General features: G+C 72.0%; 21 protein-coding genes. 15 read left to right on the top strand and 6 right to left on the bottom strand.

Features of this window, described 5'->3' with window-relative positions; genetic code table 11:
- Positions 1–89: 89 nt before the first annotated feature.
- From IEZ31_RS18105 to IEZ31_RS18140, 8 genes are all read left to right on the top strand, one after another.
- A complete protein-coding gene (locus tag IEZ31_RS18105; protein WP_190251063.1) occupies positions 90–1,145 on the top strand; it encodes a BMP family lipoprotein in 1,056 nt (351 codons plus the stop codon).
- Between the two features lie 70 nt (positions 1,146–1,215).
- Positions 1,216–2,736, top strand: a complete 1,521-nt coding sequence (locus IEZ31_RS18110; RefSeq protein WP_190251064.1) for an ABC transporter ATP-binding protein — start codon at positions 1,216–1,218, stop codon at positions 2,734–2,736.
- Complete coding sequence (locus IEZ31_RS18115; RefSeq protein ID WP_190251065.1) at positions 2,733–3,875, top strand: ABC transporter permease; 1,143 nt, start codon at positions 2,733–2,735, stop codon at positions 3,873–3,875. The genes IEZ31_RS18110 and IEZ31_RS18115 overlap by 4 nt, the downstream gene beginning before the upstream one ends.
- Positions 3,872–5,131: an ABC transporter permease gene (locus IEZ31_RS18120; RefSeq protein WP_229835376.1), complete on the top strand. Its 1,260-nt coding sequence runs from the start codon at positions 3,872–3,874 to the stop codon at positions 5,129–5,131. Before IEZ31_RS18115 ends, IEZ31_RS18120 begins: the two co-directional genes overlap by 4 nt.
- Positions 5,128–5,847 (top strand): cytidine deaminase, encoded by a 720-nt coding sequence (locus IEZ31_RS18125; protein ID WP_190251066.1) that lies wholly within the window; start codon positions 5,128–5,130, stop codon positions 5,845–5,847. The genes IEZ31_RS18120 and IEZ31_RS18125 overlap by 4 nt, the downstream gene beginning before the upstream one ends.
- A complete protein-coding gene (locus IEZ31_RS18130) occupies positions 5,844–7,121 on the top strand; it encodes a thymidine phosphorylase (protein WP_190251067.1) in 1,278 nt (425 codons plus the stop codon). The genes IEZ31_RS18125 and IEZ31_RS18130 overlap by 4 nt, the downstream gene beginning before the upstream one ends.
- On the top strand, positions 7,121–7,480 hold the full coding sequence (locus IEZ31_RS18135; protein ID WP_190251068.1) for a cupin domain-containing protein: 360 nt from the start codon (positions 7,121–7,123) through the stop codon (positions 7,478–7,480). The genes IEZ31_RS18130 and IEZ31_RS18135 overlap by 1 nt, the downstream gene beginning before the upstream one ends.
- A gap of 21 nt (positions 7,481–7,501) precedes the next feature.
- Positions 7,502–8,182 (top strand): DUF4272 domain-containing protein, encoded by a 681-nt coding sequence (locus IEZ31_RS18140; protein ID WP_190251069.1) that lies wholly within the window; start codon positions 7,502–7,504, stop codon positions 8,180–8,182.
- Positions 8,183–8,186: 4 nt separating this feature from the next.
- On the opposite strand, the gene IEZ31_RS18145 is transcribed toward IEZ31_RS18140, so the two are convergent.
- Positions 8,187–9,002, bottom strand: coding sequence for a putative RNA methyltransferase (locus tag IEZ31_RS18145; protein ID WP_190251070.1), 816 nt, complete (start codon positions 9,000–9,002; stop codon positions 8,187–8,189).
- Positions 9,003–9,019: 17 nt separating this feature from the next.
- Between IEZ31_RS18145 and IEZ31_RS18150 the strand changes: the two genes are divergently transcribed.
- From IEZ31_RS18150 to IEZ31_RS18170, 5 genes are all read left to right on the top strand, one after another.
- Positions 9,020–10,087 carry an adenosine deaminase gene (locus IEZ31_RS18150; protein WP_190251071.1) on the top strand — a complete coding sequence of 356 codons (1,068 nt, stop codon included), beginning with the start codon at positions 9,020–9,022 and terminating at the stop codon, positions 10,085–10,087.
- 257 nt (positions 10,088–10,344) lie between these two features.
- Entirely contained in the window at positions 10,345–13,659 is a 3,315-nt protein-coding gene (locus IEZ31_RS18155; protein WP_190251072.1) for a sensor histidine kinase, read from the top strand.
- On the top strand, positions 13,656–14,060 hold the full coding sequence (locus IEZ31_RS18160; protein WP_033358336.1) for a roadblock/LC7 domain-containing protein: 405 nt from the start codon (positions 13,656–13,658) through the stop codon (positions 14,058–14,060). Before IEZ31_RS18155 ends, IEZ31_RS18160 begins: the two co-directional genes overlap by 4 nt.
- A 77-nt stretch (positions 14,061–14,137) precedes the next feature.
- Positions 14,138–14,515, top strand: a complete 378-nt coding sequence (locus IEZ31_RS18165; RefSeq protein WP_190251073.1) for a DUF742 domain-containing protein — start codon at positions 14,138–14,140, stop codon at positions 14,513–14,515.
- The gene (locus IEZ31_RS18170) at positions 14,496–15,098 is read left to right on the top strand and encodes a GTP-binding protein (protein WP_190251074.1); all 603 of its coding nucleotides are present in this window, start codon (positions 14,496–14,498) and stop codon (positions 15,096–15,098) included. Before IEZ31_RS18165 ends, IEZ31_RS18170 begins: the two co-directional genes overlap by 20 nt.
- Positions 15,099–15,378: 280 nt before the next feature.
- Here the strand turns inward: IEZ31_RS18170 and IEZ31_RS18175 are convergent, their stop codons facing one another.
- The 5 genes from IEZ31_RS18175 to deoC all read right to left on the bottom strand — a co-directional run bounded on the left by IEZ31_RS18175 (position 15,379) and on the right by deoC (position 23,247).
- Complete coding sequence (locus IEZ31_RS18175; protein ID WP_190251075.1) at positions 15,379–18,522, bottom strand: hypothetical protein; 3,144 nt, start codon at positions 18,520–18,522, stop codon at positions 15,379–15,381.
- A gap of 233 nt (positions 18,523–18,755) precedes the next feature.
- A complete protein-coding gene (locus IEZ31_RS18180; RefSeq protein ID WP_229835381.1) occupies positions 18,756–19,931 on the bottom strand; it encodes a SatS C-terminal domain-containing protein in 1,176 nt (391 codons plus the stop codon).
- Positions 19,932–20,011: 80 nt separating this feature from the next.
- Positions 20,012–20,887, bottom strand: a complete 876-nt coding sequence (locus IEZ31_RS18185; RefSeq protein ID WP_229835383.1) for an aldehyde dehydrogenase family protein — start codon at positions 20,885–20,887, stop codon at positions 20,012–20,014.
- Positions 20,877–22,307: an aldehyde dehydrogenase family protein gene (locus IEZ31_RS18190; protein ID WP_190251077.1), complete on the bottom strand. Its 1,431-nt coding sequence runs from the start codon at positions 22,305–22,307 to the stop codon at positions 20,877–20,879. Before IEZ31_RS18190 ends, IEZ31_RS18185 begins: the two co-directional genes overlap by 11 nt.
- A 4-nt stretch (positions 22,308–22,311) precedes the next feature.
- Positions 22,312–23,247 carry a deoxyribose-phosphate aldolase gene (gene deoC, locus IEZ31_RS18195; protein WP_190251078.1) on the bottom strand — a complete coding sequence of 312 codons (936 nt, stop codon included), beginning with the start codon at positions 23,245–23,247 and terminating at the stop codon, positions 22,312–22,314.
- A 25-nt stretch (positions 23,248–23,272) separates the two neighbouring features.
- Here deoC and upp point away from each other — a divergent pair, with 25 nt between their 5' ends.
- Together upp and IEZ31_RS18205 are read left to right on the top strand one after the other, a co-directional pair.
- The gene (gene upp / locus IEZ31_RS18200; protein ID WP_190251079.1) at positions 23,273–23,905 is read left to right on the top strand and encodes a uracil phosphoribosyltransferase; all 633 of its coding nucleotides are present in this window, start codon (positions 23,273–23,275) and stop codon (positions 23,903–23,905) included.
- A gap of 90 nt (positions 23,906–23,995) precedes the next feature.
- Positions 23,996–25,138: a glycoside hydrolase family 26 protein gene (locus tag IEZ31_RS18205; protein WP_229835386.1), complete on the top strand. Its 1,143-nt coding sequence runs from the start codon at positions 23,996–23,998 to the stop codon at positions 25,136–25,138.
- The last annotated feature ends 98 nt before the right edge of the window (positions 25,139–25,236 follow it).

Genomic DNA, 25,236 nt, shown 5'->3' on the forward strand with positions numbered 1-25,236 from the left:
GGTGGGAGGGCGTACGCTCCCGCCGTTGGGTTTCACCGCGTTGGGGCGGTGCATTGGGAAGGGAGACCGTCTTGCGCCGAGTGCGTGGGATGAAGGTTCTCGCGGCCGCCGCGGTGGCGTTTGTCGCGTTGGGCACGGCCGCTTGCGGCGACGACAGCGACACGGGGACGAGTGGCGACAGCAGCGCGCCCGCCAAGAAGAACGTCAAGGTCGGCCTCGCCTTCGACATCGGCGGCCGGGGTGACAAGTCCTTCAACGACTCCGCCGCCGCCGGTCTCGACCGGGTCAAGAGCGAGCTCAACCTGGACGTCAAGGACCTCGCCGCCGTTGCCGGCGAGAGCGAGAACGACAAGTACTCGCGGCTGAAGCTGCTCTGCCAGAGCGGCTACAACCCGGTCATCGCGGTCGGCTTCGTCTACGACGGTGCCGACGCCAAGAACGGCCCGCTCGCCCGCGCCGCGAAGGACTGCCCGAACACGAAGTTCGCCATCGTCGACGGCGGCACGACCGCCGACAACGTGGCCGACCTGGTGTTCGCCGAGGAGCAGGGCTCCTTCCTGGTCGGCGCCGCGGCGGCCCTCAAGACGAAGTCCGGCACGGTCGGCTTCATCGGTGGCTGCCAGGTCGACCTGATCAAGAAGTTCGAGGCGGGCTTCACGGCCGGCGCGAAGGCCGCCAAGGCCGACGTCAAGGTCCTGACCAACTACCTGTCGACCCCGGCCGAGGCCTGCAAGGGCTTCAACGACCCGACCGGTGGCAACACGGCCGCCAGCGGTATGTATGACCAGGGTGCGGACGTCATCTACGCGGCCGCCGGCGGCTCCGGCACCGGCGTCTTCGAGGCCGCCAAGGCCAAGAGCAAGCTGGCCATCGGCGTCGACTCCGACCAGTACAACACCGTGACCGACGCGGGCCTCAAGCCGGTCATCATGACCTCGATGCTCAAGCGGGTCGACAACGCGGTCTTCAACTTCGTCAAGGACTTCGCCGAGGACAAGTTCAAGGCCGGCCCGACCGTCTTCGACCTCAAGGCCGACGGCGTCGGCTACGCCACCTCCGGTGGCCAGGTCGACGACATCAAGGACAAGCTGGACGCCTTCAAGGCCGACATCGTGTCCGGCAAGATCACGGTGCCGACCAAGTAGTAGTAGACATCCGGTGTCTGGCGGGGGACTGTGATCCGGTCCCCCGCCAGCACGTGTTAGGAGCCTCTGGATGACCGCGGAACCACCCGCCGTCGAGCTCAAGGGGATCACCAAAAGGTTCCCCGGCGTAGTGGCGAACTCCGACGTCAACCTCACCGTCCGGAAGGGCACGATCCACGCGATCGTCGGTGAGAACGGTGCCGGCAAGTCGACCCTGATGAAGATCCTCTACGGCATGCAGCCGCCGGACGAGGGCGAGATCGTGATCGAGGGCAAGTCGGTGCGCTTCTCGTCGCCCCAGGGCGCGATCGAGGCCGGCATCGGCATGGTCCACCAGCACTTCATGCTCGCCGACAACTTCACCGTCACGGAGAACGTGGTCCTGGGCGCGGAGAAGCTGCACGGCATCGGCGGGCAGGCGAGGGACAAGATCCGGGAGATCTCCCAGCGGTATGGGCTGGGGGTCGATCCCGAGGAGCTGGTCGAGGACCTGGGCGTCGGCGACCGCCAGCGGGTCGAGATCCTCAAGGTGCTCTACCGCGGGGCGCGCATCCTCATCCTCGACGAGCCGACCGCGGTCCTCGTGCCGCAGGAGGTCGACGAGCTCTTCGGCAACCTGCGCGACCTCATCCGCGAGGGCCTGACCGTCCTGTTCATCTCGCACAAGCTCGACGAGGTGCGGGCCGTCGCCGACGACATCACCGTCATCCGGCGCGGCACCACGGTCGCCTCGGTCAAGCCGGCCGACGTGACCGCCCGCCAGCTGGCCACGCTCATGGTCGGCAGCGAGCTGCCCAGCCCGGAGGCCCGCGAGTCGACCGTCACCGACGTCCCGGCGCTGGTCGTCGAGGGGCTCACCGTGCTCGGCCCGGACGGCCGGCCGGTCGTCTCCGGCGCGACCTTCACGATCCACCGGGGCGAGGTCGTCGGCATCGCCGGCGTCGAGGGCAACGGCCAGGCCGAGCTCGCCGAGGCCATCATGGGCATGCGGCCGGCCACCGGCACCATCCGGCTCGGCGACACCGACGTGTCCGGCTGGAGCACCCGGCGGCGGCGCGAGGCCGGCATCGGCTACATCCCGGAGGACCGGCACCGGCAGGGCCTGCTGCTCGACGCGTCGCTGTGGGAGAACCGCATCCTCGGCCACCAGACCGAGAGGCCCAACGCCCGCGGCTTCCTCATCGACGTCGGCGGGGCGCGGCGCGACACGACCCGGATCGTGGCCGAATACGACGTGCGCACCCCCAGCATCGACGTCGCCGCGGTGGCGCTGTCCGGCGGCAACCAGCAGAAGCTCATCGTCGGCCGGGAGATGAGCCACGCGCCCAAGGTGCTCATCGCCGCCCACCCGACCCGCGGGGTCGACGTCGGCGCCCAGGCCGCGATCTGGGACCACATCCGCAACGCGCGCATCGCCGGCATGGGCGTGCTGCTCGTCTCGGCCGACCTCGACGAGCTCATCGGCCTGTCCGACTCGCTCAAGGTGATCTACGGCGGCCGGCTGGTGGCCGACGCCGACCCGGCGACCGTCACCCCCGAGCAGCTCGGGACCGCCATGACCGGCGCCGGAGAGCAGGAGGCCACGGCATGACCGTCCGCCGGATCGACCTCGGCAAGCTGCTGCCGCAGCTCATCGCGCCGGTCGCGGCGCTGGCCCTCGCGGCGGCCATCTCGTCGATCGCGCTGCTGATCAGCGACAAGGACCCGATCAACGCCTTCAAGCAGATGTACGACTTCGGCCTCACGCCGGACTCCCAGGTGGAGATCCTGAACAAGGCCAGCGAGTTCTACATCGCCGCGGTCGCGGTCGCCATCGGCTTCAAGATGGGCCTGTTCAACATCGGCGTCGAGGGCCAGTCGAAGGTCGGCGCCTTCTTCGCCGGCGCCCTGGCCAGCGCCTCGTTCATGAGCTGGATGCCCGGCCCGCTGCGGATCGTGCTGATCATCGTCGTGGCGATGATCGTCGGCGCGCTGTGGGCGCTCATCGCGGCCCTGCTCAAGACCCAGCGCGGGGTCAGCGAGGTCATCTCGACCCTGATGCTCAACGCCATCGGCGGCCTCGTCGTCACCTGGCTGCTCAACGAGCACTGGGGCGTGCAGGAGCCGGGCGCGCAGATCAAGACCACCGGCATCCTGCCGGAGAACTCCTGGATGCCCGGCCTGCCGATCGTCTCCGGCACCGACCAGAAGGTCCTCGGCTTCCTGGTCATCGCGGTCGTCCTCGGCGTCGTGTACTGGTTCGGCATCGGCCGCACCCGGTTCGGCTTCGACCTGCGGGCCACCGGCTACAACCCGAGCGCGGCCGTGGCCAGCGGCGTCGACGCCAAGCGCATGGTCATCACCGCGATGCTGATCTCCGGCGCCATCGCCGGCCTGGTCAACCTGCCCCGCATGCTCGGCGAGAGCCACACCTACACCGAGGGCTTCGGCGGCATCGGCTTCACCGGCATCGCGGTCGCCCTGCTCGGCCGCAACCACCCGGTCGGCATGGCGCTCGGCGCGCTGCTGTGGGGCTTCCTCGGGCGCTCCCAGCTGATCCTCGACCTGGAGGGCATCCCGAAGGAGATCGTCCTGATCATGCAGGGCGTCGCGGTGCTCTCCGTCGTCATCGCCTACGAGCTCGCCGCCCGCATCGGCCGGCGCGCGCAGCAGAAACGGGTCGGCGTCGCGACCGCGGCCCCGGCTGGCTCGGCACCGCTTGCCCCGACCGCCGCCGAGGAGTCGAAGTGACCGCCGACACGATGCTCTCGACCGCGCCGGCGGCCCCCGCCGGCAAGCCGAAGACGCGGCGGATGAGCACGCCGAAGATCCTGCTCATCATCTCCGGCGTGCTGATCGGCCTGTCCCTGGTCCACTGGCTCACCGGCGCCGACGACGTCACCTCGCAGGGCGCGATCCAGGCCGCCCTGCAGGCCGCGATCCCGCTCGGGCTGGCCGGCCTCGGCGGGCTGTGGTCCGAGCGGGCCGGCGTGGTCAACATCGGCCTTGAGGGCCAGCTCATCCTGGGCACCTGGTTCGGCGCCTGGGGCAGCATCGAGTTCGGGCCGTGGGTCGGGCTGCTGCTCGGCGTCCTCGGCGGCGCGGTCGGCGGGCTGGTGCACGCGGTCGCGACCGTCACGTTCGGCGTCGACCACATCATCTCCGGTGTGGCGATGACGATCCTGGCGCCCGGGCTCGCGCGGTACCTCTCCTTCCTTGCGTGGAGCGACACGCCCGGCGCCGGTGCGACCCAGTCGCCGACCGCCCAGCGGTTGCCGCGCGTGTCGGTGCCGTTCGTCGACGACCTGGCCGGGCTCGAGCGCAAGCAGTGGTTCCTGCTCAGCGACGTCGCCGGCGTGCTGCGCGGCCTGCTGGTCGACGTGTCGATCGTGACGATCCTCGCGGTGCTGCTGATCCCGCTGAGCTGGTGGCTGCTGTGGCGCACCTCGTTCGGCCTGCGGGTGCGGTCCGTCGGCGAGGATCCGCACGCCGCCGAGAGCCTCGGCATCAACGTGTACCTCTACAAGTACTACGGCGTGATCATCTCCGGCGCGATGGCCGGCCTCGGCGGCGTGTTTCTGTCGACGGTCAGCTCCGCGATCTACCGCGAGGGCCAGACGGGTGGCCGCGGCTACATCGGCCTCGCCGCCATGATCTTCGGCAACTGGCGGCCGGGCGGCCTGGCGCTGGGCGCGTCGCTGTTCGGCTACACCGACGCGCTGCAGCTGCGGCGGGGCAGCGAGTCCGTGCACGCCCTGCTCATCCTCGTCGGGGCGCTGCTGCTCGCGCTCGCCGTGTGGGAGTTCCGCCGCCGCAACCGTGTGGTGGCCATCTCTTCGGCCGTGCTGGGCGTCCTGTCCTACGTATTGTTCTTCTCGGTGGACAAGATCCCGACGGCTCTCGTGCAGGCCGCGCCCTACATCACGGTCCTCGTGGTGCTGGCGCTCGCCGCACAGCGGCTCCGACCGCCGGCCGCGGACGGCAAGCCGTACAGACGCGGAGGATGACGAACGTGGATGTGGACTGGGTCGCGCTGCGCCGCGCGGCCGGCACGGCGATGGAGCGCGCCTACGCGCCGTACTCGAAGTTCCCGGTCGGCGCGGCGGCGCTCGTCGACGACGGCCGGGTCGTCGTGGGCTGCAACGTGGAGAACGCGTCGTACGGGCTGGGCCTCTGCGCCGAGTGCGGGCTGGTCTCCAGCCTGCAGGTGACCGGCGGCGGCCGGCTCGTCGCGCTGGCCTGCGTCGACGCCGACGGGCGCCCGCTCATGCCGTGCGGGCGCTGCCGCCAGCTGCTGTGGGAGCACGGCGGCCCGACGCTGCTCGTCGACCACGCGGGCGGCCCGGTGCCGATGTCACAGCTGCTGCCGTTCGCGTTCGACGACACCGACCTGGCGCGCATCGCCGCCGAGCGGGACCGCCAGCCGACGGTCCCGGCGGCGCTCGCGCTCAAGGTGGGCAGCGGCACCGTCTTCGTCCACCCCGACGTCGCCGACGGCCGCCAGGTCTGGACGGCGTACTGGGAGCGCTCGTCGGGCACCGGCGACGACGAGCCGGCGGGCATCCTGGAGGAGGGCCCGTCCTGGGACACCGCCGCCGAGGGCGTCAACTGGGGCCGGATCCGCACCCCGCGCGTCGTCGTGGTCGACGCGCAGGGCACCGCGAGCTGGGCCGGGGACACCCCCCGGCCGGTCGGCATCGAACAGGACTGGAGCGCGCCATGAGCTTCGCGGCCGTCGACATCATCCGCACCAAACGGGACAAAGGCGTCCTCAGCGACGCGCAGATCGACTGGGTGGTCGACGCCTACACGCGGGGCGTCGTCGCCGACGAGCAGATGTCGGCCCTGGCCATGGCCATCCTGCTCAACGGCATGACGCCCGGGGAGATCGCCCGCTGGACCGCCGCCATGATCGCGTCGGGCGAGCGGCTGGACCTGTCGAAGGTCGGCCGCCCGACCGTCGACAAGCACTCCACCGGCGGCGTCGGCGACAAGATCACTCTGCCGCTGACGCCTCTCGTGGCTGCGCTCGGTGCCGCGGTGCCGCAGCTGTCCGGCCGCGGCCTCGGCCACACCGGCGGCACGCTGGACAAGCTGGAGGCGATCCCCGGCTTCGGCACCAAGCTGACGAACGAGCAGTTCACCGAGCAGCTGCGCACGGTCGGCGCGGCCATCTGCGCCGCGGGGGAGGGCCTGGCGCCGGCCGACCGCAAGCTGTACGCGCTGCGCGACGTCACCGGCACCGTCGAGGCGATCCCGCTCATCGCCAGCTCGATCATGAGTAAGAAGATCGCCGAGGGCACCGGCGCGCTCGTCCTCGACGTGAAGTTCGGCTCGGGCGCCTTCATGCGCGACGTCGCCGACGCCCGCGAGCTCGCCCGCACGATGGTCGAGCTGGGCAAGGCCCACGGCGTCACCACGGTCGCCCTGCTCACCGACATGGACGTGCCGCTCGGCCGCGCGGTCGGGCACTCCGTCGAGGTCGAGGAGTCGCTGGAGGTGCTCGCCGGCGGCGGTCCGGCCGACGTGGTCGAGCTGACCCTCGCCCTGGCCCGGGAGATGCTCGACGCGGCCGGGCTCCGCGACGCCGACCCGCAGGCCGCGCTGGCCGACGGCCGCGCGATGGACGCGTGGCGGGCCATGGTCCGCGCGCAGGGCGGCGACCCCGAGGCGCCGCTGCCCGTCGCGGGCGAGGTGGAGCAGATCACCGCCGACCGCGACGGCTACCTGGCCGGCCTCGACGCCTACGCCGTCGGCGTGGCCGCCTGGCGCCTCGGCGCCGGTCGCGCCCGCAAGGAGGACCCGGTCAGCGCCTCGGCCGGCATCATCCTGCACCGCAAGCCCGGCGCGGCGGTCCGCGCCGGTGATGTGATCATGGAACTGCGCGCCGAGGACGCGGCGCGCCTCCCGGCCGCCCTGGAGGTGGCCCGGGGCGCGGTGATGATCGCCGACGCCCCGCCCGGTCCGCGCAAGCTCATCCTGGACAGGATCTCCTGATGCCCGAGCTCATCAAGGCCCCGACGCAGATTCCCGTGCCCGGCGGCAAGGTGATCGACGAGTACGTCGGCCGCGTCAACTCCGGCGAGAGCGCCGTGTCGATCGCCAAGATGATCGCCCCGGGCGGCTGGACCGAGCCCTTCCAGACCCCTTCGTTCGACGAGTTCACGGTGGTACTGCGGGGCACGGTCCGCGTCGAGCACGACGGCGGGTTCACCGACGTGTCCGCCGGACAGGCGATCGTGACCCGGGCCGGGGAGCGGATCCGGTACACGACGCCCACCGGCGAGGGCGCCGAGTACGTGGCGATCTGTCTCCCCGCTTTCGGCCCTGACCTGGCCAATAGGGACTCTGACTGATCCACGGGTTACAGTGCGCGGGTGACCGTCACGGCGCCCGATCCGCAACGGGTCCGGGAGACCAGCCTCGAGGAGCTGCACCGCCTGCGGCTCCCACTCCCACCGCCGAACTTCCCGCTGTGCTGGGAGCCGGGGGACACCGTGGAGCTGCGCCCCGGCCCCGAGATCGAGGCGCGCGCCGCGATCCTCAACGTGGTCCTGGCGCGGGCCTTCGGCTTGCCGCCCGAGCTGGCGATGCAGTGGCTGCTGGAGGCACGCCTGGTCGACCGGCTGACCCCGCCCGAGTGGCAGTTCGTCTCGGACGGCAAGGGTGACGAGCGGTCGTTCGCGCTGCACGCGGAGGCGATGTTCGCGCTGTCGTGGCTGCTCGGCATCGCGATGGACCTCGACCCGCTGCGTCCGTCCCCCGACGGTCTCATGGAGCGGCTGCCCAATCTGGCCCAGGGCGAGTCGTTCCTGACCTGGCGCCGCCGCACGCTCGCGGCGCCGCGTGACGCGGTCTCGGCCGCTGTCCAGCTCGACCTGTATTACTGCCTGGACTGGTCCTTCCTGGAGGCGGAGCGGCGCCGGCTGCCGCCGCCGGGACAGATCGACTCCAACGCGGTGGGGCAGCGTCGCTGGGCGCTCGAGTGGGCCGTGATCTTCGCCGGCCCGTATCACGGCAATCCCCCGAACTGGGAAGAGGTCGACCTCTCGACGTAGGCCCTCACCGGCGCCGCCACACGGTCAGCTCCACCGCTGCCGTCACGGCGATCGGCTCCGGCATCCCCCGCAGCGCGGTCTCGACCGCCGCGGGGTCGGTGTGCCACGCGCTCGGACCCATCGCGACCAGGGCCTGCGCCTCGGCGGGCCGCAGCCGCAGCGGCGCGGTCAGTCGCCGGCGATCTACCAGGTCGAACGCGTCGCCGAGGCCGGCCGCCAGCCGGGCCGGCTTGTCCGGGTCGACGCCGAGCAGGCCCAGCGCCGCCACCAGCTCGGCGAGGTGCTCCGGTGCCGGAGTGACCACGACCAGGCGGCCGCCGGGTCGCAGTACCCGCGCGAACTCCTGCGGCGAGCGGGGCGCGAAGACGTCGAGGATCGCGTCGGCCGAGCCGTCGGCCAGTGGGAGGCCGTGCCAGACGTCGGCCCGCACGGCACCGATGCGCGGGTCGGCCCGGGCCGCGCGGCGCAGCGCGGCCTTGGACACGTCGACGGCCAGCCCGTAGGCGTCGGACGGGAGCGCCCGGGCCAGGTGATGGGCCGTCCCGGCGCCGACCTCGACGACGAATCCGGCGTCCCGCACCGACTCGGCCAGCGCGGCGGAGATCAGGTCGTAGTGCCCGGCGCCGAGCACGTCGACGCGCGCCTGCACCATCTCGGCGCTGTCCCCGGGGTGGGTGACCCGGCCCGCCGTCAGGTCGACGTACCCCTGCCGGGCGACGTCGAACGAGTGCCCGCGCGGGCAGCGCAGCGCCCGTTCGGCGGCGTGCAGCGGATCCCGGCAGACCGGACAGCGCAGATGTGTGATGACGGCGGCGTGCACCCCACTAGTGTCGTTCCATGGCTGCTCCTACCTACGACGAGATCCGTCGCGCGCCCAAGGCTCTCCTCCACGACCACCTCGACGGGGGGCTGCGGCCCGCCACCATCCTCGACCTGGCCGCCGACATCGGCCACCAGCTGCCGGCCGTGACGCCGGAGGGGCTCGGCGAGTGGTTCGTGGCCGCCGCCGACTCCGGCTCCCTGGAGCGGTACCTGGAGACCTTCGCCCACACCGTGGCCGTCATGCAGACGGCCGAGGCACTGCACCGGGTCGCCAAGGAGTGCGCGTTCGACCTGGCGACCGACGGCGTCGTCTACGCGGAGGTCCGATTCGCCCCGGAGCAACACCTCGAGCGCGGCCTGACGCTGCCGGAGGTGGTAGAGGCGGTCCTGGACGGCTTCCGCGACGGCTCGGCCGAGGCCGCCTCCGCCGGCAGCCCGATCCGGGTCGGGACGCTGCTGACCGCCATGCGCCACGCCGCCCGGTCGATGGAGATCGCCGAGCTTTCCATCCGGTACCGCGACGCCGGCGTCGTCGGCTTCGACATCGCCGGCGCCGAGGCGGGCTACCCGCCCACCCGGCACCTGGACGCCTTCGAATACCTCCAGCGCGAGAACTCGCATTTCACCATCCACGCCGGCGAGGCGTTCGGCCTGCCGTCGATCTGGCAGGCGCTGCAGTGGTGCGGCGCCGACCGGCTCGGGCACGGCGTGCGCATCGTCGACGACATCGGACCGGACAACTCGCTCGGCCGGCTCGCCGCCTACGTGCGCGACAAGCGCATCCCGCTGGAGCTGTGCCCGTCGTCGAACGTGCAGACCGGCGCCGCCGCCTCGATCCGGGAGCACCCGATCGGGCTGCTGCGCGATCTGCGGTTCCGGGCCACCGTCAACACCGACAACCGGCTGATGAGCGGCACCTCCATGAGCCGCGAGATGGCCCTGCTGGTGGAGGCCTTCGGCTACGGCTGGTCCGAGTTGCAGTGGTTTACGGTGAATGCAATGAAGAGCGCGTTCATTCCGTTCGATGAAAGGCTTGCCTTGATCAACGATGTGATCAAGCCCGCGTATGCCAAGCTGGCCTGACGCTTGAGCCGGGATGTCCGGCTTTGTCGCCCGTGATCATCTGGGTGCATCGGGTAAATCGCCCAGGGTAGGCGGACGATCGTCGGATATCCCCGCCAAACGGACCTTCCTTTCAACCTGGTGCATATCGTGCAGCGCGAGGCCTGGGCTTTCTTCTTGGGACGCGACATGGTGGAATCTCGGGGGTCTGGCCCAGTAGGGTCGGCCGGTCGCGGGTGCCTGCTGTTCCACAAGGCGCCGGTTCGGAGGGCGGTGAAGTGAGCAAACGGCCACAGACGCGGGAGAATGTCCCGTCGCGTCTGCGTTTCCCGGTCGGACGGCTCCGAGACCTGCCGATCTGGTCGAAGCTCGGCCTGATCATGATCGTCCCGATCATCGCGACGATCGTGGTCGGCACCAACGGTCTGGTGGGCAACATCGGTGAGGCGAACGACGCCGACCGTGCCCGGACCCTCTCCAACCTCTCGCTGCAGGCCTCCCGCCTGATCCACGAGCTGCAGAGCGAGCGGGCCAACGCCGCGCTGTTGCTCGGCGTGATCGGCAAGGGCAGCGACGTCGAGGCCCGCGCCACCTTCGAGCGGCAGGTCCAGAAGACCGACGACGTCAGCAAGGACTACCGGCTCAACCGCTCCGGACTCGCCGATCCGCCCGACGACTTCCGCAAGCAGCTCGCGGGGATCGACACCCAGCTGCTCGACCTGCCGGGGATGCGCAAGCAGATCACCGAGGGCGGCAAGGAGCTGCCGGCGAGCGTGGTCGTCAGCAAGTACCGCACGTTGATCGACGACCTGCTCGGCATCCGCGACAGCGCCGCCGAGCTGTCCAGCAACCCGTCGCTCGGCGCCGACATGCGCGCCGCGGCCGCGATCTCGGAGATGAAGGAGCAGGTCGCGCTGGAGCGCGTCGTCGTGCTCCGGGCCCTGACCAGCGGCGTGTTCAGCCCGCAGCTGCGCAAGGAGTTCAGCGCCACGCTCACCGGCTACGACCAGGCCGAGGAGCAGTTCCGCATCGTCTCCGAGCCCTGGCACCGCGACCTCTTCGACAAGAAGATCGCCGGTTCCGACCTGCGCGAGGCCGCCCAGTTCGAGGGCCAGCTGACGCCGCTGACCACCGACGCGTTACCGGGCGACATCTTCACCACCCAGGCGTGGGACAACGCCATGGTCAACAAGTCGAACCTGCTCCGCGGCATTGAGAGCGAGTTCGACGAGCACAACATCGAGGCCGCGACGGCCCATCGCAACGAGTTGCAGCGCCAGGTGCTCGTCACCGCCGGCGCGCTGCTCGGCATGCTGCTGCTGGCCATCCTCTTCGCCTGGATCGTGGCCCGGTCGATGGCCCGCTCGCTGCGCGAGCTGCGGCACGGCGCCCTCACGGTCGCCCAGTTCGGCCTCCCGCAGGCCGTGCAGCGACTGCGCGACCCGGCGCTGGCCACCCAGATGTCACCGCATCAGGTGGCACTGCAGATCGCCGAGCCACTGCCCGTCCGCAGCCGCGACGAGTTCGGCCAGGTGGCCGAGGCGTTCAACGCCGTCCACCTGGAGGCCGTCCGCACCGCGGCCGAGCAGGCCGCGCTGCGCGCCTCCGTCGCGACGATGTTCGTCAACCTCGCCCGCCGCTCCCAGATCCTGGTCGACCGGCTCATCGGTCACCTCGACCGGCTGGAGCGCGGCGAGGAGGACCCGGACCGCCTGGCCGAGCTCTTCCAGCTCGACCACCTGGCCACCCGGATGCGCCGCAACGACGAGAACCTCCTGGTCCTCGCCGGCGCCGACTCGACCCGCATCCAGCGCGAGCCCGCCCCGCTCATGGACGTGCTCCGCGCCGCGCAGTCCGAGGTCGAGCACTACACGCGCATCGAGTTCGGCATGATCGACCGGGACATCGAGATCGCGGCCCACGCGGTCAACGACATGGTCCACCTGGTCGCCGAGCTGCTCGACAACGCGACCGCCTTCTCGCCGCCGGACTCGGCCGTCATCGTCGAGGCCCGCCGGGTGGGCGACCGCTCGGTGCTCCTGGTCGAGGACCACGGCATCGGCATCTCGCCCGAGCAGCTCGCCGAGCTCAACGACCGCCTCGCCAACCCGCCGATGGTCGACGTCGCCGTCTCCCGGATGATGGGCCTCGTCGTGGTCGCCCGGCTGGCGGCCCGGCACGGCGTCAAGGTCGAGCTGCGGGCCGCGCGCGAGCGCGGCACGATCGCCGACGTGACGCTGCCGGCCGGCGTGCTCGTGCCGCGGGCCCTGTCCGGGCGCGCGACCGCCGGGATGCCGACCGCCGGCATGCCCGCCGTCGGCCCCAACGACGTCGTCCAGGCCCGGCCCATCCCGGCCGGCCCGGCCACCCCGTCCCCGCGGTCGCCGCTCGCCTCGCCGCTGGCGCTGGAGAGCGGGCCCACCGGCGGGCCGCGCTTCGGCACGCTCACCAGCAGCGGGCTCTTCGGCGGGCAGGGCAACACCGGCGAGCGCCCGACGGTCAACGGCTTCGCCAACGGCACGCCGCCGCGTCCGGCCCCGCCGGCCGAGCGGCCCCCGTTCGGCGGCCCGCCGGCGCCTCCGCCGCCCCGCCAGGGGCCGTCCAACGGCGGCGGGCGCAGCCTGCCGGCCTGGTCGGACCTGACCGGCGTCGACAACAACGACCCCTATCCGCCGCGCAACCCGGGCGGCGACCTCAACCCGCTGCCGCAGCGCCGCGCGAACGAGAACTGGACGCTCGACGGCGAGGTCGCCGACGACGCCGAGGTCAGCGGCCAGATCCCGCGCCAGCGGCCGGAGTCGGCCGAGCCGCCGGCGGCGTTCGCGCCGCCCGCGTGGCCGCCGGCCTCGACGCCCGCGCCGCCGCCGCACCTGCAGCAGCCGCCCGCGGCCGCACCCGAGCCGGCCTACCAGCCACAGCCCCAGCCGCCGGTCGACATGACGGCCGAGATCCCGCGGGTGCGGCTCGACTGGGACCCGGCGCCGGCGGAGACCGACACCGCGAGCTCGCGCCAGCGGTTCGTCGACGAGACGATGGAGCTGCCGATCTTCCGGGAGCTCGAGTCGGCGTGGTTCCAGACGACCAGCAAGCGTCCGACGTTCGACGAGCCCGCGCCGGTGGCCCAGCCCACCGAGACGCCGGTCCAGAACGGCACGTCCGCAACCCGGCCCGTCGAGGTCACCTACAGCGACGCCCCCGCCCCATACGTGCCGCCGCAGCGATTTGAAACCCGCACTCCGGGTGAAGGTTCGCGAGGTTCGGCCGACCGGGCGACGGGCGGCACGGCAGTAAACTGGCACACTGCGGCAGACGAAGGATGGCAAGCGGCAGCGGCACTCGCCGATGCGCAGGAATTCTCTACGACCGATCGGGGTTTGCCCAAGCGGGTCCCGATGTCGCAGCTGGTTCCCGGAGGGGTCGAAAAGGCCACCGCCACTGCGCACAAGCGGACGCCGGAGTCCGTGCGCGGCCTCTTGTCGGCGTACCACCGAGGCGTTCAGCGCGGCCGCACGCGGTCCGACGACTCGAAAACCCCGGAGCCGACTTCGGCCGGGCCTCAAAACTCGCAGGTTGGCAAGGAGCAAGAGGCATGACATCTACGCAGGATCTCGGTTGGCTCCTCGCCAACTTCGCAGACCGAGTGCCCGGGGTGGCCCACGCGGTCGCCGTCTCGGCCGACGGTCTGCTGTTGGCGGCCTCTCGTGATCTGCCGCGCGACCGGGGCGACCAGCTCGCCGCGATCGCGTCCGGCTTGGTGAGCCTGACCCAGGGCGCCTCCCGCTGCTTCGAGGGCGGCGCGGTGCTTCAGACGGTTGTCGAAATGGACAACGGCTTCCTGTTCCTGATGTCGATCTCCGATGGCTCGTCGTTCGCGGTCCTCGCGGCCCGCGCCTGCGACGTCGGTCAGGTCGGCTACGAAATGGCGCTTCTGGTCGATAGGGTCGGTGACGCGCTGACGCCTCCGCCTAGGCCAACCGCCTCTATGCTCGGCTGAAGCTGAATTAGGTGACAGAGCTCCACGAGTTATTTGCTGTTGACGAGGCCCGACGAGTGAGGAGGTGAACGGCGAACATGGCCGAACGCGATGAGCCAACGGGCGCGTTGGTAAGGCCGTACGCCGTCACCCGAGGTCGCACCAAGCCCAAGCTGGAAATTGCGATCGAGGCGCTGGTCGAGACCACCGTGCGTGGCCGTGCGGCCAATACGAGGCCGGGCGGCACGCACGGCCAGGAACAGCAATACATCTCCACGCTTTGCGACGGTCGCTTGCAGTCTCTCGCCGAGATCGCGGCGCGCATGCAGCTCCCGCTGGGTGTCGCGCGGGTCATCGTGGCGGACATGGCTGCCGATGGACTGGTCGCGGTGTACGAGCCGACCTCGCTCGACGAAAACGAGTCGGTGGGCACAGAACTGCTTGAGAGGGTGCTGAGTGGACTTCGGAGGCTCTGACGTGGCGGTCCGCCCAGGGCGGGTCACGTCAGCGAAGATCGTCATCGCCGGTGGTTTCGGCGTGGGCAAGACCACACTGGTCGGCTCGGTCTCGGAGATTACCCCGCTGACCACCGAGGCCATCATGACCTCCGCCGGTGTCGGTGTCGATGACACCCGCAACGTGCCCGGCAAGACCACCACCACGGTCGCGATGGACTTCGGTCGTATCTCGATCGACCGTGATCTCATCCTGTACCTCTTCGGCACCCCGGGCCAGACGCGCTTCTGGTTCATGTGGGACGAACTGGTGCGGGGCGCGATCGGCGCGGTCGTGATGGTGGACACGCGGCGCCTCGCCGACTGCTTCGCCGCCATCGACTTCTTCGAGCACAGGCGGCTGCCGTACCTGGTGGCCATCAACTGCTCCGACGGCGTGCAGTACCACAACGCCGACGACGTGCGCGAGGCCCTGGCGATCTCCAGCGACGTGCCGGTGGTCTCCTGCGACGCGCGCTCCCGTGAGTCGACCAAGAACGTGCTCATCTCCCTGGTGGAGTACGTGCTGTCGATGCGCCGGACCCGCGCCACCGCCCCCGCGTAACCAGCCGCGGGCACAACACCCACTCAGCCTGACGCGCACCGAGCAGCCCGCAAGGGACGCCCGGTGCGCGTTCGCATGTGCCCTGGTTACGTTCCGCATTCCCGCACTCACGGTGACGGCGCGGCGGGCTGAGTGGTCGCTGACGCATTTCAGGGCGCCGATGGTGGCCCCCGCCTACCGTTGCGGGCCGTGACGCCGTCAGCGTGCGATACGAGGGCCTCGCCGGGCCCCTCATGCGAAAGGGCCGCCCCTGGGGGCGGCCCTCGTCGTCTCGGAACTGCTAGCGGCGGGCGGAGCGGTACTCGTACTCGCGCTCCTGGTAGTCCCGGCCCGCATCGCGGCTGAAGTCCCAGCCGCCGGCCGACTCGCGACCCGGGCGGCCGCCGACCGCGAAGCCGCCGACCTCCTGGCCGCGGCGCCAGCCGCGGAAGTAGCCGGTGGTGTGCGCGGCGATCTGGGCCGCGTCGCGGACGATGCGCAGCGGGCGCTCCGGCGCGTTGACCGGGGCACCGGGGACCAGGTTCTGCTGCGGGACGCGGCGCGGCAGGCCCGAGTGGGTCTCCTCGACGACCTCCGGGGCGCTGGCGCGCTGGGCGGCCTGCCAGGCCGAGTCGTTCGAGTTCTCCCAGTTGACGGCCGGGCGCTCGGTCGACGTCTCGGTGTCGGAGTCCCAGTCGGTGAACCAGGCCGAGCGGGCCGCGGCGAAGATCAGCAGGTCGCCGTCGCCGTCGTCGGTGGGCTTGGCTGCGGCCTCGGCGCGCTCGGCCGCGGCGCGGCGGCTGCGGCCGGCGCCACTGCCGCTGCTGCGGGCCGTGGCGCGCTCGGCCGACGGCTCGACCAGGCGCAGCGCCGGCGGCTCGAAGCGGAACTCACCGCTGTAGTCGCCGCTCAGCTCGCCGGTGTAGCCCGACGCCAGGGCCGGGTCCGGCACCGGGGCCGGCTCGACCAGGCGCAGGCCAGCCGGCTCAGCCGGCAGGTCGCCGGTCTGCCACGGCGGGGGCACGCGGCCCTCGCGCTGGCGGGGAAGCTCGACCTGCCGCTCATCCGTGCGCTCGCTCGGCCGCTCGGGCTGGCGCTCGGCGGACCGCTCGGACCGGGATCGCTCGCTGCGCGGGATCTCGCTGCGGGACCGCTCGGACCGGGGGATCTCCGTCCGGGAGGTCTCCGTCTCCGTCCGGGGGGCCTCCGTCCGGGACCGCTCCGACCGCGGGAGCTCGGTGCGGGCGCGCTCGCTGCGGGCCGGCTCGGCCTCGACGGCCTCGGCGCGGCTGCGCTCGGCCCGCCGCGACTCGGAGCGCGTCGGCTGCTCGTCGAGCTCGGCCGACCGGCTGCGCTCGGACCGGCTGCGACCCCGGCTCAGCTCGGCGCGGCTCAGCACCTCGGAGCGCCCGAGGTCCGCGGACCGCCCCAGACCGAGGTCCGGCGAACGGTCCAGGTCGAGCTCCGCGGGCGGTGCCGGAATGTCGCTCAGGCGGGGCAGGCTGCTCAGCTCGGACGACGGTGCCAGCGGGTCGGAGAACGAGAACGACTTGTCCGACGGGGGCTCCGACCCGTTGAGCGGCCAACCGGACCGGGCGCCCGACGCCTGGGCGACCGGGTCGAGGACCGGGGGCTCACCGAGGGAGCTCAGGTCGCTCAGCCGCATCGCGCCGGTGTCGACCGGCGGCACCGACGTGACCGAGGCGGCCGGCGGTGCGGAGGTCGACGCGGCCGGGGCCAGCGGGTCGTACCCGTAGGAGGTCTCGAAGCGCGGCGGCTCGGCCGGCTCGTGGCCGCCGATCAGCGGTGCGATGCCCGGCGGCGGCGGTGGCATGAGCGAGGTGAACTGCGGCTCGGTCGCCGTGGGCGGCGGGATGACCGGCTCCGGCGCGACCGGCGGCGGGGCCACCGGGGCGGGAGCCACCGGCAGCGGCGCCACGGGCTTCGGCTGCGGGGGAGGACCCTGCAGCGGCACCGGAATCGACTGCATCGACGCCGGAACAGGCTGCTGCTGGAAGGTCGGCGGGATCGGCGGGGCCGGCGCGTAGGTCGGCGTCGGCGGCGTGTACGGCGCCGGGGTGTACCCGGGCGGGGTCGACGTGACCGGCGGGGCCGAGGTCACCGACGCGGCGGCCGGCGTGTAGCCGGGCGGCGTCGAGATGACCGGCGAGGTGGTCAACCCGGGCGGCGACGAGACGACGGCGGCCGGCGGAGCGGAGACGACCGGCGGCTGGGCCTGGGCGGGCGCGGGCTGGGCCCGGCGGCGGCCACCGACGGCGCGCGACGCGGCCGACTCCTCGGCCCGGGCGACCTCGGCGGCGCGGGACGCGGCCCGCGAGCGCTCGGCGGATGCCGCGGGGGCGGCCGGGGCGGCGGGCACCGTGGCCCGGCTGCCGTGCTTGCCCGTCTCGGCGGTCGCGGCAGGCGCGGCAGTTGCAGCGGTCGCGGCGCGGGCCGAGCGGGCCGGCGTGGCCTCGGCGGCGGCGCGCAGCGGGGTGGCCGGGCTGAGCGGCGTGGCTGGGCGCTGGCGTGTGGTGCGGCCGACGGGGTTCATCTTGTCGGCGAGGACGCCGACGAGGGCGGCCGCGGCGGCGTCGCTGGCCCGCACCGCGGCGACCGACTGCCGGATGGTCTCGGCGACGGCGGTGGTGAGGGCGCGGTTGACGCCGGTGCGGCGGGGGGTCTCGGCGATCGCGACCCGCAGCGCGGTGATCGCCTCGCCGAGCGTGTCGGCGTCGGCGACGCCGGTGGCGGCGAGGTCGGCGACGACCTGGGCGTCGCGGTTGCGCCCGGCGGCGCCGCCGCCGAGGATGCCCGGCTCGGGCAGCGCGTCGAGGATCGCGAGCGGGATCGCCTCGGCCGGGTCCGGGTAGGCCCGCAGGGCCGCCGGGTAGAGCTCGCGGAGGACCTCGCGCAGCGTGGCCGCGGCGCTCTGCCGCCCGGCGACCACCGCGGCGTGCGCGGCGAGGACCGGCTTGAGCGGGAGCATGTCGCGCGGTGGGCTCTGACCGACCGCGGAGAGGACGCCTGCCTGCAGGGCCCGGGCCAGGCCGACCGCGCGCCGTTCGGCTGCGTTGGACTGGATCTCCTCGGGCGACTCGTCATCGGCGAAGCGCTCGGCGTAGTCGTCGGCCGAGTCGTCGTCGGTGAAGGCCAGCGTGCGGCCCGCCGCGGTGAGCAGCTGGGTCACGACGTGGTCGTCGCTCTCGGCCGCGACCGCCACGGCGGACTGGCCGCCGGAGCGCTGCGCGAGCAACGCGCTGAGCTCGGCGTAGCCGCCGGCGTCGTCGCTCACCTCGCAGATGTCGATGAGTCGGCCGGCGTCGTCGACGACCGCGACGGTCAACCAGATGTCGGAACCCGACTGCGGCTCGGCGGGGTCAGCCGACGCCAGACCGCAGTACACCCGAACGAGCGCCACCGCGTCGTCCTCCTCTCGGGACATCAGTTGAGCTTTCGTCACTCGGCGGGGACGTGTCCCGGCGCCCCGCCGTGTGTTGCCGCAGGTCAAAGTGAACGACCTCTAGTCAACAGGTTGACGTCACGTGACGCGATCAGCCGAAACGGCTGAATGCCGCGTTGGCTGATCGTCGTCTACCGCCGCCACCCGTCCGGCTAGGGATCGGGTCGTGCCCGCCGTGCCAAAACGCCCACGGCTTAGATCCTGTCGGTCACAAATCAATCACGCCAGTCCACGGCGGCAGAAATCTTGCCGATTATGGTCCGCCAGCCGAGCGCTGCCTGTTGTGCCCCGATTTTCTTCAGCCGGCGCTTGGCGAAGAACCCGCCGACGCCGCCCGACGCCGCAGCCCGGAGGCCCTCGTCGAGGTCGTCGAGCGGGGAGCCGGGGGAGAGCGCCGTGCGGACCGGCTCGAGGCGCAGGGCGTAAGCAAGGTCACGCGCAGCCTCGCCGGCGGCGAGCAGCAGGTCGGTGTCCCACGCGTCCTGTCCGCCGCGGAGGTTCTCCACCACGAGGTCCAGCTCGTAGTGGTTCTCGTCCGTGGGGACCACCGAGGAGACGGTGACGCGCTTCTTGAGGCTCTCCCAGGTGTCGAGCTGGACCATGTCGTGCTCGGCGTCGGACTGCACGAACTCGACCAGGCCCTCGACGCTGCGGAAGAGCAGGAGCTTGCCCTCGTGGCTGAGGAAGACGGGAACCTCCTCGGGCTCCTCTTCCTCCTCCTCTTCTTCCTCTTCCTCTTCGTCGTCCTCGGCGGAGGCCTCGTCCGTTTCGTCGGAGTCCGTGTCATCCTCGTCGTCGTCCGCGGTCTTGGCGGAAGTTTCATCGGACTCGTCGTCCTCCGCCTTGGCGGAGGTCTCGTCGGACTCGTCGTCGGACTCGTCGTCCTTCTTCTTCTTCTTCGAGGCGACGGCGGAGGTCTTCTTCTTGGCGCGCTCGGGCTCCGGCTCGGGCTCTTCCTCGAACAGCTCGGGGTTCTCGAGGATGACGACCTCGTCGTCGTTGACCTCGTCCTCCCGGCGCCGCAGCACCGCGAAGTCGTCGTCCTCCTCGACCGCGACCTGGGGCGGCGTCAGCTCGTTGGACATCCGGTACGCGCGCAGCGTGTATCCGACGCCCTTGGGCAGCGCGAGCTCGATCGGCTCGATCTTGACGTCGTTCCACATCGCGTCGGCGAGAGCGGACCGTTCGGAACCGGCGTCGTCTGCTTCGTCGCCGGCGTCGTCTGCTTCGTCGCCGGCGTCGTCTGCCTCGTCAACGACGTCGTCTGCTTCGTCAACGACGTCGTCGTCGACGTCCTCGACCTCTTCGACCTCGTCAGGGACCTCGACCGGCTCGTCCTTCTTGGCCGACGAAGCGGACGAAGCGGACGAACGGGATGACTGGCGGGCCACTGTGACCTCCAAAGTCGGCTCGGCGTGCGGGCACACGTGGCCTCGCGCACAAACACCCTAGTGTGCCCGGAGTGCGGCGGTCAGACCCCCTTGGGGTGCCACACCGTCTTGATCTCCAGCAGCGACAGCATCCTGGATACGCCCGGGTCAGCGGACCAGTCCGGGCTGCTCGGGCGGATCACTCGTTTGAGGTTCTCCGCCGCGGCGACCTCCAAGTCGGCCCCAAGTGTGGGATCCGTCACACCGGTGATATCGATGGCATTGACGTCCATGTGCGCCGCCAGCCACGGTCCCATCTCGGCGACCTTGCCGGTCAGCAGGTTCACGACCCCGCCGGGCAGGTCGGAGGTCGCCAGCACCTCGGCGAGCGAGACGGCGGGCAGCGGCCGGCCCTCGGACGCGATCACGACGACGGTGTTGCCGGAGACGATCGCCGGCGCGATGACGCTGACCAGGCCGAGCAGTGACGACTCGGCAGGGGCCACGATCCCGACCACGCCGGTCGGCTCGGGGGCGGAGAGGTTGAAGTACGGCCCGGCGACCGGGTTGGCCCCGCCGTGGATCTGCGCGATCTTGTCAGACCACCCGGCATACCACACCCAGCGGTCGATCGCGGCGTCCACCAGCGCCGCCGCATCCTTGCGGGACAGGCCCTCCGCGGCCTTCACCTCGGCGGCGAACTGGTCCCGCCGGCCCTCCAGTATCTCCGCGACCCGGTAGAGGATCTGCCCGCGGTTGTACGCGGTGGCGCCGGCCCACTTGCCGGCCGCGGCGCGGGCCGCCTTCACGGCGTCGCGCACGTCCTTGCGGGAGGCGAGCGCCGCGTTGGCCAGGAACTCGCCGGAGGGGGAGTGCACCTGGTACGACCTCCCGGACTCGCTGCGCGGGAACGCGCCGCCGATGTAGAGCTTGTAGGTCTTGCGGACGGCGAGGCGCGCGGGCGACTCAGTGCTCAAGATAGGCCTCCAGCCCGTGCCGGCCACCCTCGCGGCCGTAGCCCGACTCCTTGTAACCGCCGAACGGCGAGGTGGGGTCGAACTTGTTGAACGTGTTGGCCCAGACCACGCCGGCGCGCAGCTGGTCGGCGATGTCGAGGATCCGCGAGCCCTTCTCGGTCCACACCCCGGCGGACAGCCCGTACGGCGTGTTGTTGGCCTTCTCGACCGCCTCGGCCGGCGTGCGGAACGTCAGCACCGACAGCACCGGCCCGAAGATCTCCTCGCGGGCGATCCGGTGCGCCTGGGTGACCCCGGTGAAGATCGTCGGCGCGAACCAGAAGCCGCGGTCGGGCAGCTCGCACGGCGGCGACCAGCGCTCGGCGCCCTCCTCCTCGCCGACCTGGGACAGCTCCCGGATGCGGGCGAGCTGGGCGGCCGAGTTGATCGCGCCCACGTCGGTGTTCTTGTCCAGCGGGTCGCCGACGCGCAGCCGGGCCATCCGCCGCTTCAGCGCGGCCAGGAACTCCTCGGCGACCGACTCCTGCAGCAGCAGCCGCGAGCCGGCGCAGCACACGTGGCCCTGGTTGAAGAAGATGCCGTTGACGACGCCCTCGACCGCCTGGTCGATCGGCGCGTCGTCGAACACGATGTTCGCCGCCTTGCCGCCGAGCTCCAGGGTGAGTTTCTTGGTGGTACCGGCGACCGCCCGCGCGATCGCCCGCCCGACCTCGGTCGACCCGGTGAACGCCACCTTGTCGACGCCGGTGTGCTCGACGAGCAGCCGCCCGGTCTCGCCGGCTCCGGTGACGATGTTGACCACGCCCGGCGGCAGCTCGGCCTGCTGGCAGATCTCGGCGAACAGCAGCGCGGTCAGCGGCGTGGTCTCGGCCGGCTTGAGCACGACGGTGTTGCCCGCGGCGAGCGCCGGCGCGATCTTCCACGCCAGCATGAGCAGCGGGAAGTTCCACGGGATGACCTGACCGGCCACGCCGAGCGGCTTCGGGTCGGGCCCGAACCCGGCGTAGGGCAGCTTGTCGGCCCAGCCCGCGTAGTAGAAGAAGTGCGCGGCGACGAGCGGCACGTCGACGTCGCGGGACTCGCGGATCGGCTTGCCGTTGTCGAGCGACTCCAGCACGGCGAGCTCGCGGGCCCGCTCCTGGATGATGCGGGCGATCCGGAAGAGGTACTTCGCCCGCTCCCGCCCCGGCATCGGCCCCCAGACCGTGTCGAAGGCGTGCCGGGCGGCGCGGACCGCGTCATCGACGTCGGCGGCGTCGGCGCAGGCGATGTCGGCGAGCAGTTCCTCGCTGGCCGGGTTGATCGACTTGAACGGCTCGCCCTTGCCGTCGACGAACTCGCCGTTGATGAAGAGGCCATACGACGAGCGGATGTCGACGATCGACCGCGACTCCGGCGCCGGTGCGTACTGGAAGTCCATCGTCCTAATCCAGGGTGAAGTAGTCGGGGCCGGAGTAACGGCCGGTGGCCATCTTGGTGCGCTGCATGAGCAGGTCGTTGAGCAGCGTCGACGCGCCGAACCGGAACCGGTCGGGGTCGAGCCAGTCCGGCCCGGCCGTCTCGTTCACCAGCACGAGATACTTGATCGCGTCCTTGGCGGTGCGGATGCCCCCGGCCGGCTTCACGCCGATGATCCGGCCGGTCTGCTCGCGGAAGTCGCGCACGGCCTCCAGCATCACCAGCGTCACCGGCAGCGTGGCGGCCGGCTGCACCTTGCCGGTCGAGGTCTTGATGAAGTCGGCGCCGGCCAGCATCGCCAGCCAGGATGCCCGGCGCACGTTGTCGAGCGTGGCCAGCTCGCCCGTCTCCAGGATGACCTTGAGGTGCGCGTCGCCGCACGCCTCCTTCACCGCCGCGATCTCGTCGTGGACCTCGGCGTAGCGCCCGGCGAGGAACGCGCCCCGGCTGATCACCATGTCGATCTCGTCGGCGCCGGCCGCGACGGCCGCCCGCGTGTCGGCGAGCTTGACGTCGAGCGGCGCCTGCCCGGACGGGAACGCGGTCGCGACGCTCGCCAGGTGCACGCCGGTCCCGCGCAGGGCCTCGGCCGCGACCGGGATCATCGCCGGGTAGACGCAGATGGCCGCGGCGCTCGGGCAGGTGGCGTCGGCCGGGTCGGGCCGCACCGCCTTGGCGCACAGTGCGCGGACCTTGCCCGGCGTGTCCGAGCCCTCCAGCGTCGTGAGGTCGACCATGCGAATGGCGAGGTCCAGGGCCTGCGCCTTGGCGGTCGTCTTGATCGAGCGGGTGCCCAGCATCGCGGCGCGCTGCTCGGCCCCGACCTGGTCGACGCCCGGCAAGCCGTGGAGGAAGGTCCGCAACGCGCCTTGTGAGCGCGCGACCTCGGCGGTGAGGGTCATGTCCCAAATACTAGGCTGTCGGTCCGTGGACGTACTCGTGGTGGATCACCCCCTGGCCAAGTCGCGACTGACCGCGATGCGCGACGAGCGCACCGACAACGGTGCCTTCCGGGCGGCATTGCACGAACTCACCACGATGCTGGTGTACGAGGCCGCGCGCTCCTTCGCGACCGAGACCTTCCCGGTGCGGACGCCGGTCGCGGTGGCCGAGGGCACCCGGCTGGCCAACCCGCCGCTGCTCGTGCCGGTCCTGCGGGCCGGGCTGGGCATGGCCGACTCGGCGCTGGCGCTGTTGCCCGAGTCGTCGATGGGGTTCGTGGGGCTCGCGCGCGACGAGCACACGTTCCAGCCCCGCGCCTACATGGAGTCACTGCCGCGTGACCTGGCCGGCATCCCGGTGCTCGTCCTCGACCCGATGCTCGCCACCGGCGGCTCCCTGGAGCACTGTGTGCGGCTGCTCGTCGACCGCGGCGCCACGGACATCACCGTGCTGTGCGTGCTGGCCGCCCCGGCCGGCATCGAGCGGCTGGCCAACTCCGGCCTGCCCATGCGCCTGGTGACGGCCGCCATCGACCAGGAGCTCAACGAGCGGATGTTCATCGTCCCGGGCCTCGGCGACGCGGGCGACCGGCAGTTCGGCGGCATGCCCCGCTTCTGAAATCTCCCTTAATTCCGGTCGCCGGAACGGGGGAGATGCGCTGCTCAGGGCTTGTCGGCCCGGCGGGGCGGCGGCCTACGGTGACCGGCGATGAAGCATCGACGAGTCACCTCCGCTCCGCGGCTGGCGGTCGTGGCCGCCCTCATCGGGCTGGCGGCCTCGGGAGCGATCGCCTCGACGGCGGCCCGGGGGCTGGAGCCGGAGCGCCGGGGCGTGCCGGCGGCCCAGGAGGTCGACGCCCGGGCCGGCCTCGGCGCGGCGTCGACCGAGCCTTCGCCCGCGGCGTCGACGAAGGCGCCCACGAAACCGGCGGGATGCGGCCTCGACGCCAAGCTGGTGCCGAGCTGCGGGCTGCTCTGGGGCGTCGCGCCGGGAGCGTTCACCGACCTGCCGGCCTCGCGGGCCCTGCGCAACTTCGAGGCGACGACCGGCCGCCCGGCCGACATCCTGCACTCCTACCACCGCGGCGACGAGGTGTTCCCGACCGCCGACGAGATCGCCACGGTACGGCAGGCAAGAAAGCGGATCCTCTTCGCGAACTGGAAGGTCGCCTGGGGCACCACCTGGTCCGACGTGGCCGCCGGCGGACAGGACGCGCGCATCGACCGGGCCGCCGAGCGCTTCCGGGCGTTCCCCGGCAAGCTGTTCCTCGCGCTGCACCACGAGCCGGAGAACGATGTGCGCAGCGGCGGCGGCATGACCGCCCGCGACTACGCCGCGATGTTCCGGCACACCGTCGAGCGCCTGCGCGCGAAGGGCGTGACGAACGCGGTGTTCGTGCTGGCGTACATGGCGTACGAGCCGTGGTGCGTCCAACCATGGTTCGAGGACCTCTACCCCGGCGACGACGTGGTCGACTGGATCGGCATGGACCCGTACCTGTTCGCCAGGCCCGGCGCCTACGGCTACGGAGACTTCGCGTACCTGGTGAACCGCACCTCGAACCCGTCCCGCTGGCCCGGCTTCTACACCTGGGCGACCCGCGAGCACGGCAACAAGCCGCTCATGGTGTCGGAGTGGGGCGTCTACGAGCACGCGGCCGACCCGGCCCAGAAGGCGTGGATCTACTCGACCGTCCGCCAGCAGCTGCCTCGGTTCCCGGCGATCAAGGCGCTGGTGTACTTCGACTCCCCGAACGCCCCGAAGGGCGATACTCGCCCCGACTCGTCCGAGCCGGCCTTGGAGGAGTTCCGCAAGCTGGCCGACTCGACAACCTTCTCCGTGACCCTGTAGCCCCGCCCGCGCCGCCCGCGCGCCGCTCGCCCGCCCGTGCCGCTCGCCCGCCCGTGCCGCTCGCCCGCCCGTGCCGCTCGCCCGCCCGTGCCGCTCGC

Origin of the sequence: Dactylosporangium sucinum (assembly GCF_014647515.1) — a bacterium.
GTDB lineage: Bacteria > Actinomycetota > Actinomycetes > Mycobacteriales > Micromonosporaceae > Dactylosporangium > Dactylosporangium sucinum.

Bases quoted from the DNA above. Each gene is read 5' to 3' on its own strand.
- IEZ31_RS18205 (WP_229835386.1), top strand. From the start codon at position 23,996: ATGAAGCATCGACGAGTCACCTCCGCTCCGCGGCTGGCGGTCGTGGCC.
- IEZ31_RS18125 (WP_190251066.1), top strand. From the start codon at position 5,128: ATGACGAACGTGGATGTGGACTGGGTCGCGCTGCGCCGCGCGGCCGGC.
- deoC (WP_190251078.1), bottom strand. From the start codon at position 23,247: ATGACCCTCACCGCCGAGGTCGCGCGCTCACAAGGCGCGTTGCGGACC.
- IEZ31_RS18165 (WP_190251073.1), top strand. From the start codon at position 14,138: ATGGCCGAACGCGATGAGCCAACGGGCGCGTTGGTAAGGCCGTACGCC.
- IEZ31_RS18160 (WP_033358336.1), top strand. From the start codon at position 13,656: ATGACATCTACGCAGGATCTCGGTTGGCTCCTCGCCAACTTCGCAGAC.
- IEZ31_RS18115 (WP_190251065.1), top strand. From the start codon at position 2,733: ATGACCGTCCGCCGGATCGACCTCGGCAAGCTGCTGCCGCAGCTCATC.
- IEZ31_RS18110 (WP_190251064.1), top strand. From the start codon at position 1,216: ATGACCGCGGAACCACCCGCCGTCGAGCTCAAGGGGATCACCAAAAGG.
- IEZ31_RS18190 (WP_190251077.1), bottom strand. From the start codon at position 22,307: ATGGACTTCCAGTACGCACCGGCGCCGGAGTCGCGGTCGATCGTCGAC.
- IEZ31_RS18150 (WP_190251071.1), top strand. From the start codon at position 9,020: ATGGCTGCTCCTACCTACGACGAGATCCGTCGCGCGCCCAAGGCTCTC.
- IEZ31_RS18175 (WP_190251075.1), bottom strand. From the start codon at position 18,522: ATGTCCCGAGAGGAGGACGACGCGGTGGCGCTCGTTCGGGTGTACTGC.
- IEZ31_RS18105 (WP_190251063.1), top strand. From the start codon at position 90: ATGAAGGTTCTCGCGGCCGCCGCGGTGGCGTTTGTCGCGTTGGGCACG.
- IEZ31_RS18135 (WP_190251068.1), top strand. From the start codon at position 7,121: ATGCCCGAGCTCATCAAGGCCCCGACGCAGATTCCCGTGCCCGGCGGC.
- IEZ31_RS18130 (WP_190251067.1), top strand. From the start codon at position 5,844: ATGAGCTTCGCGGCCGTCGACATCATCCGCACCAAACGGGACAAAGGC.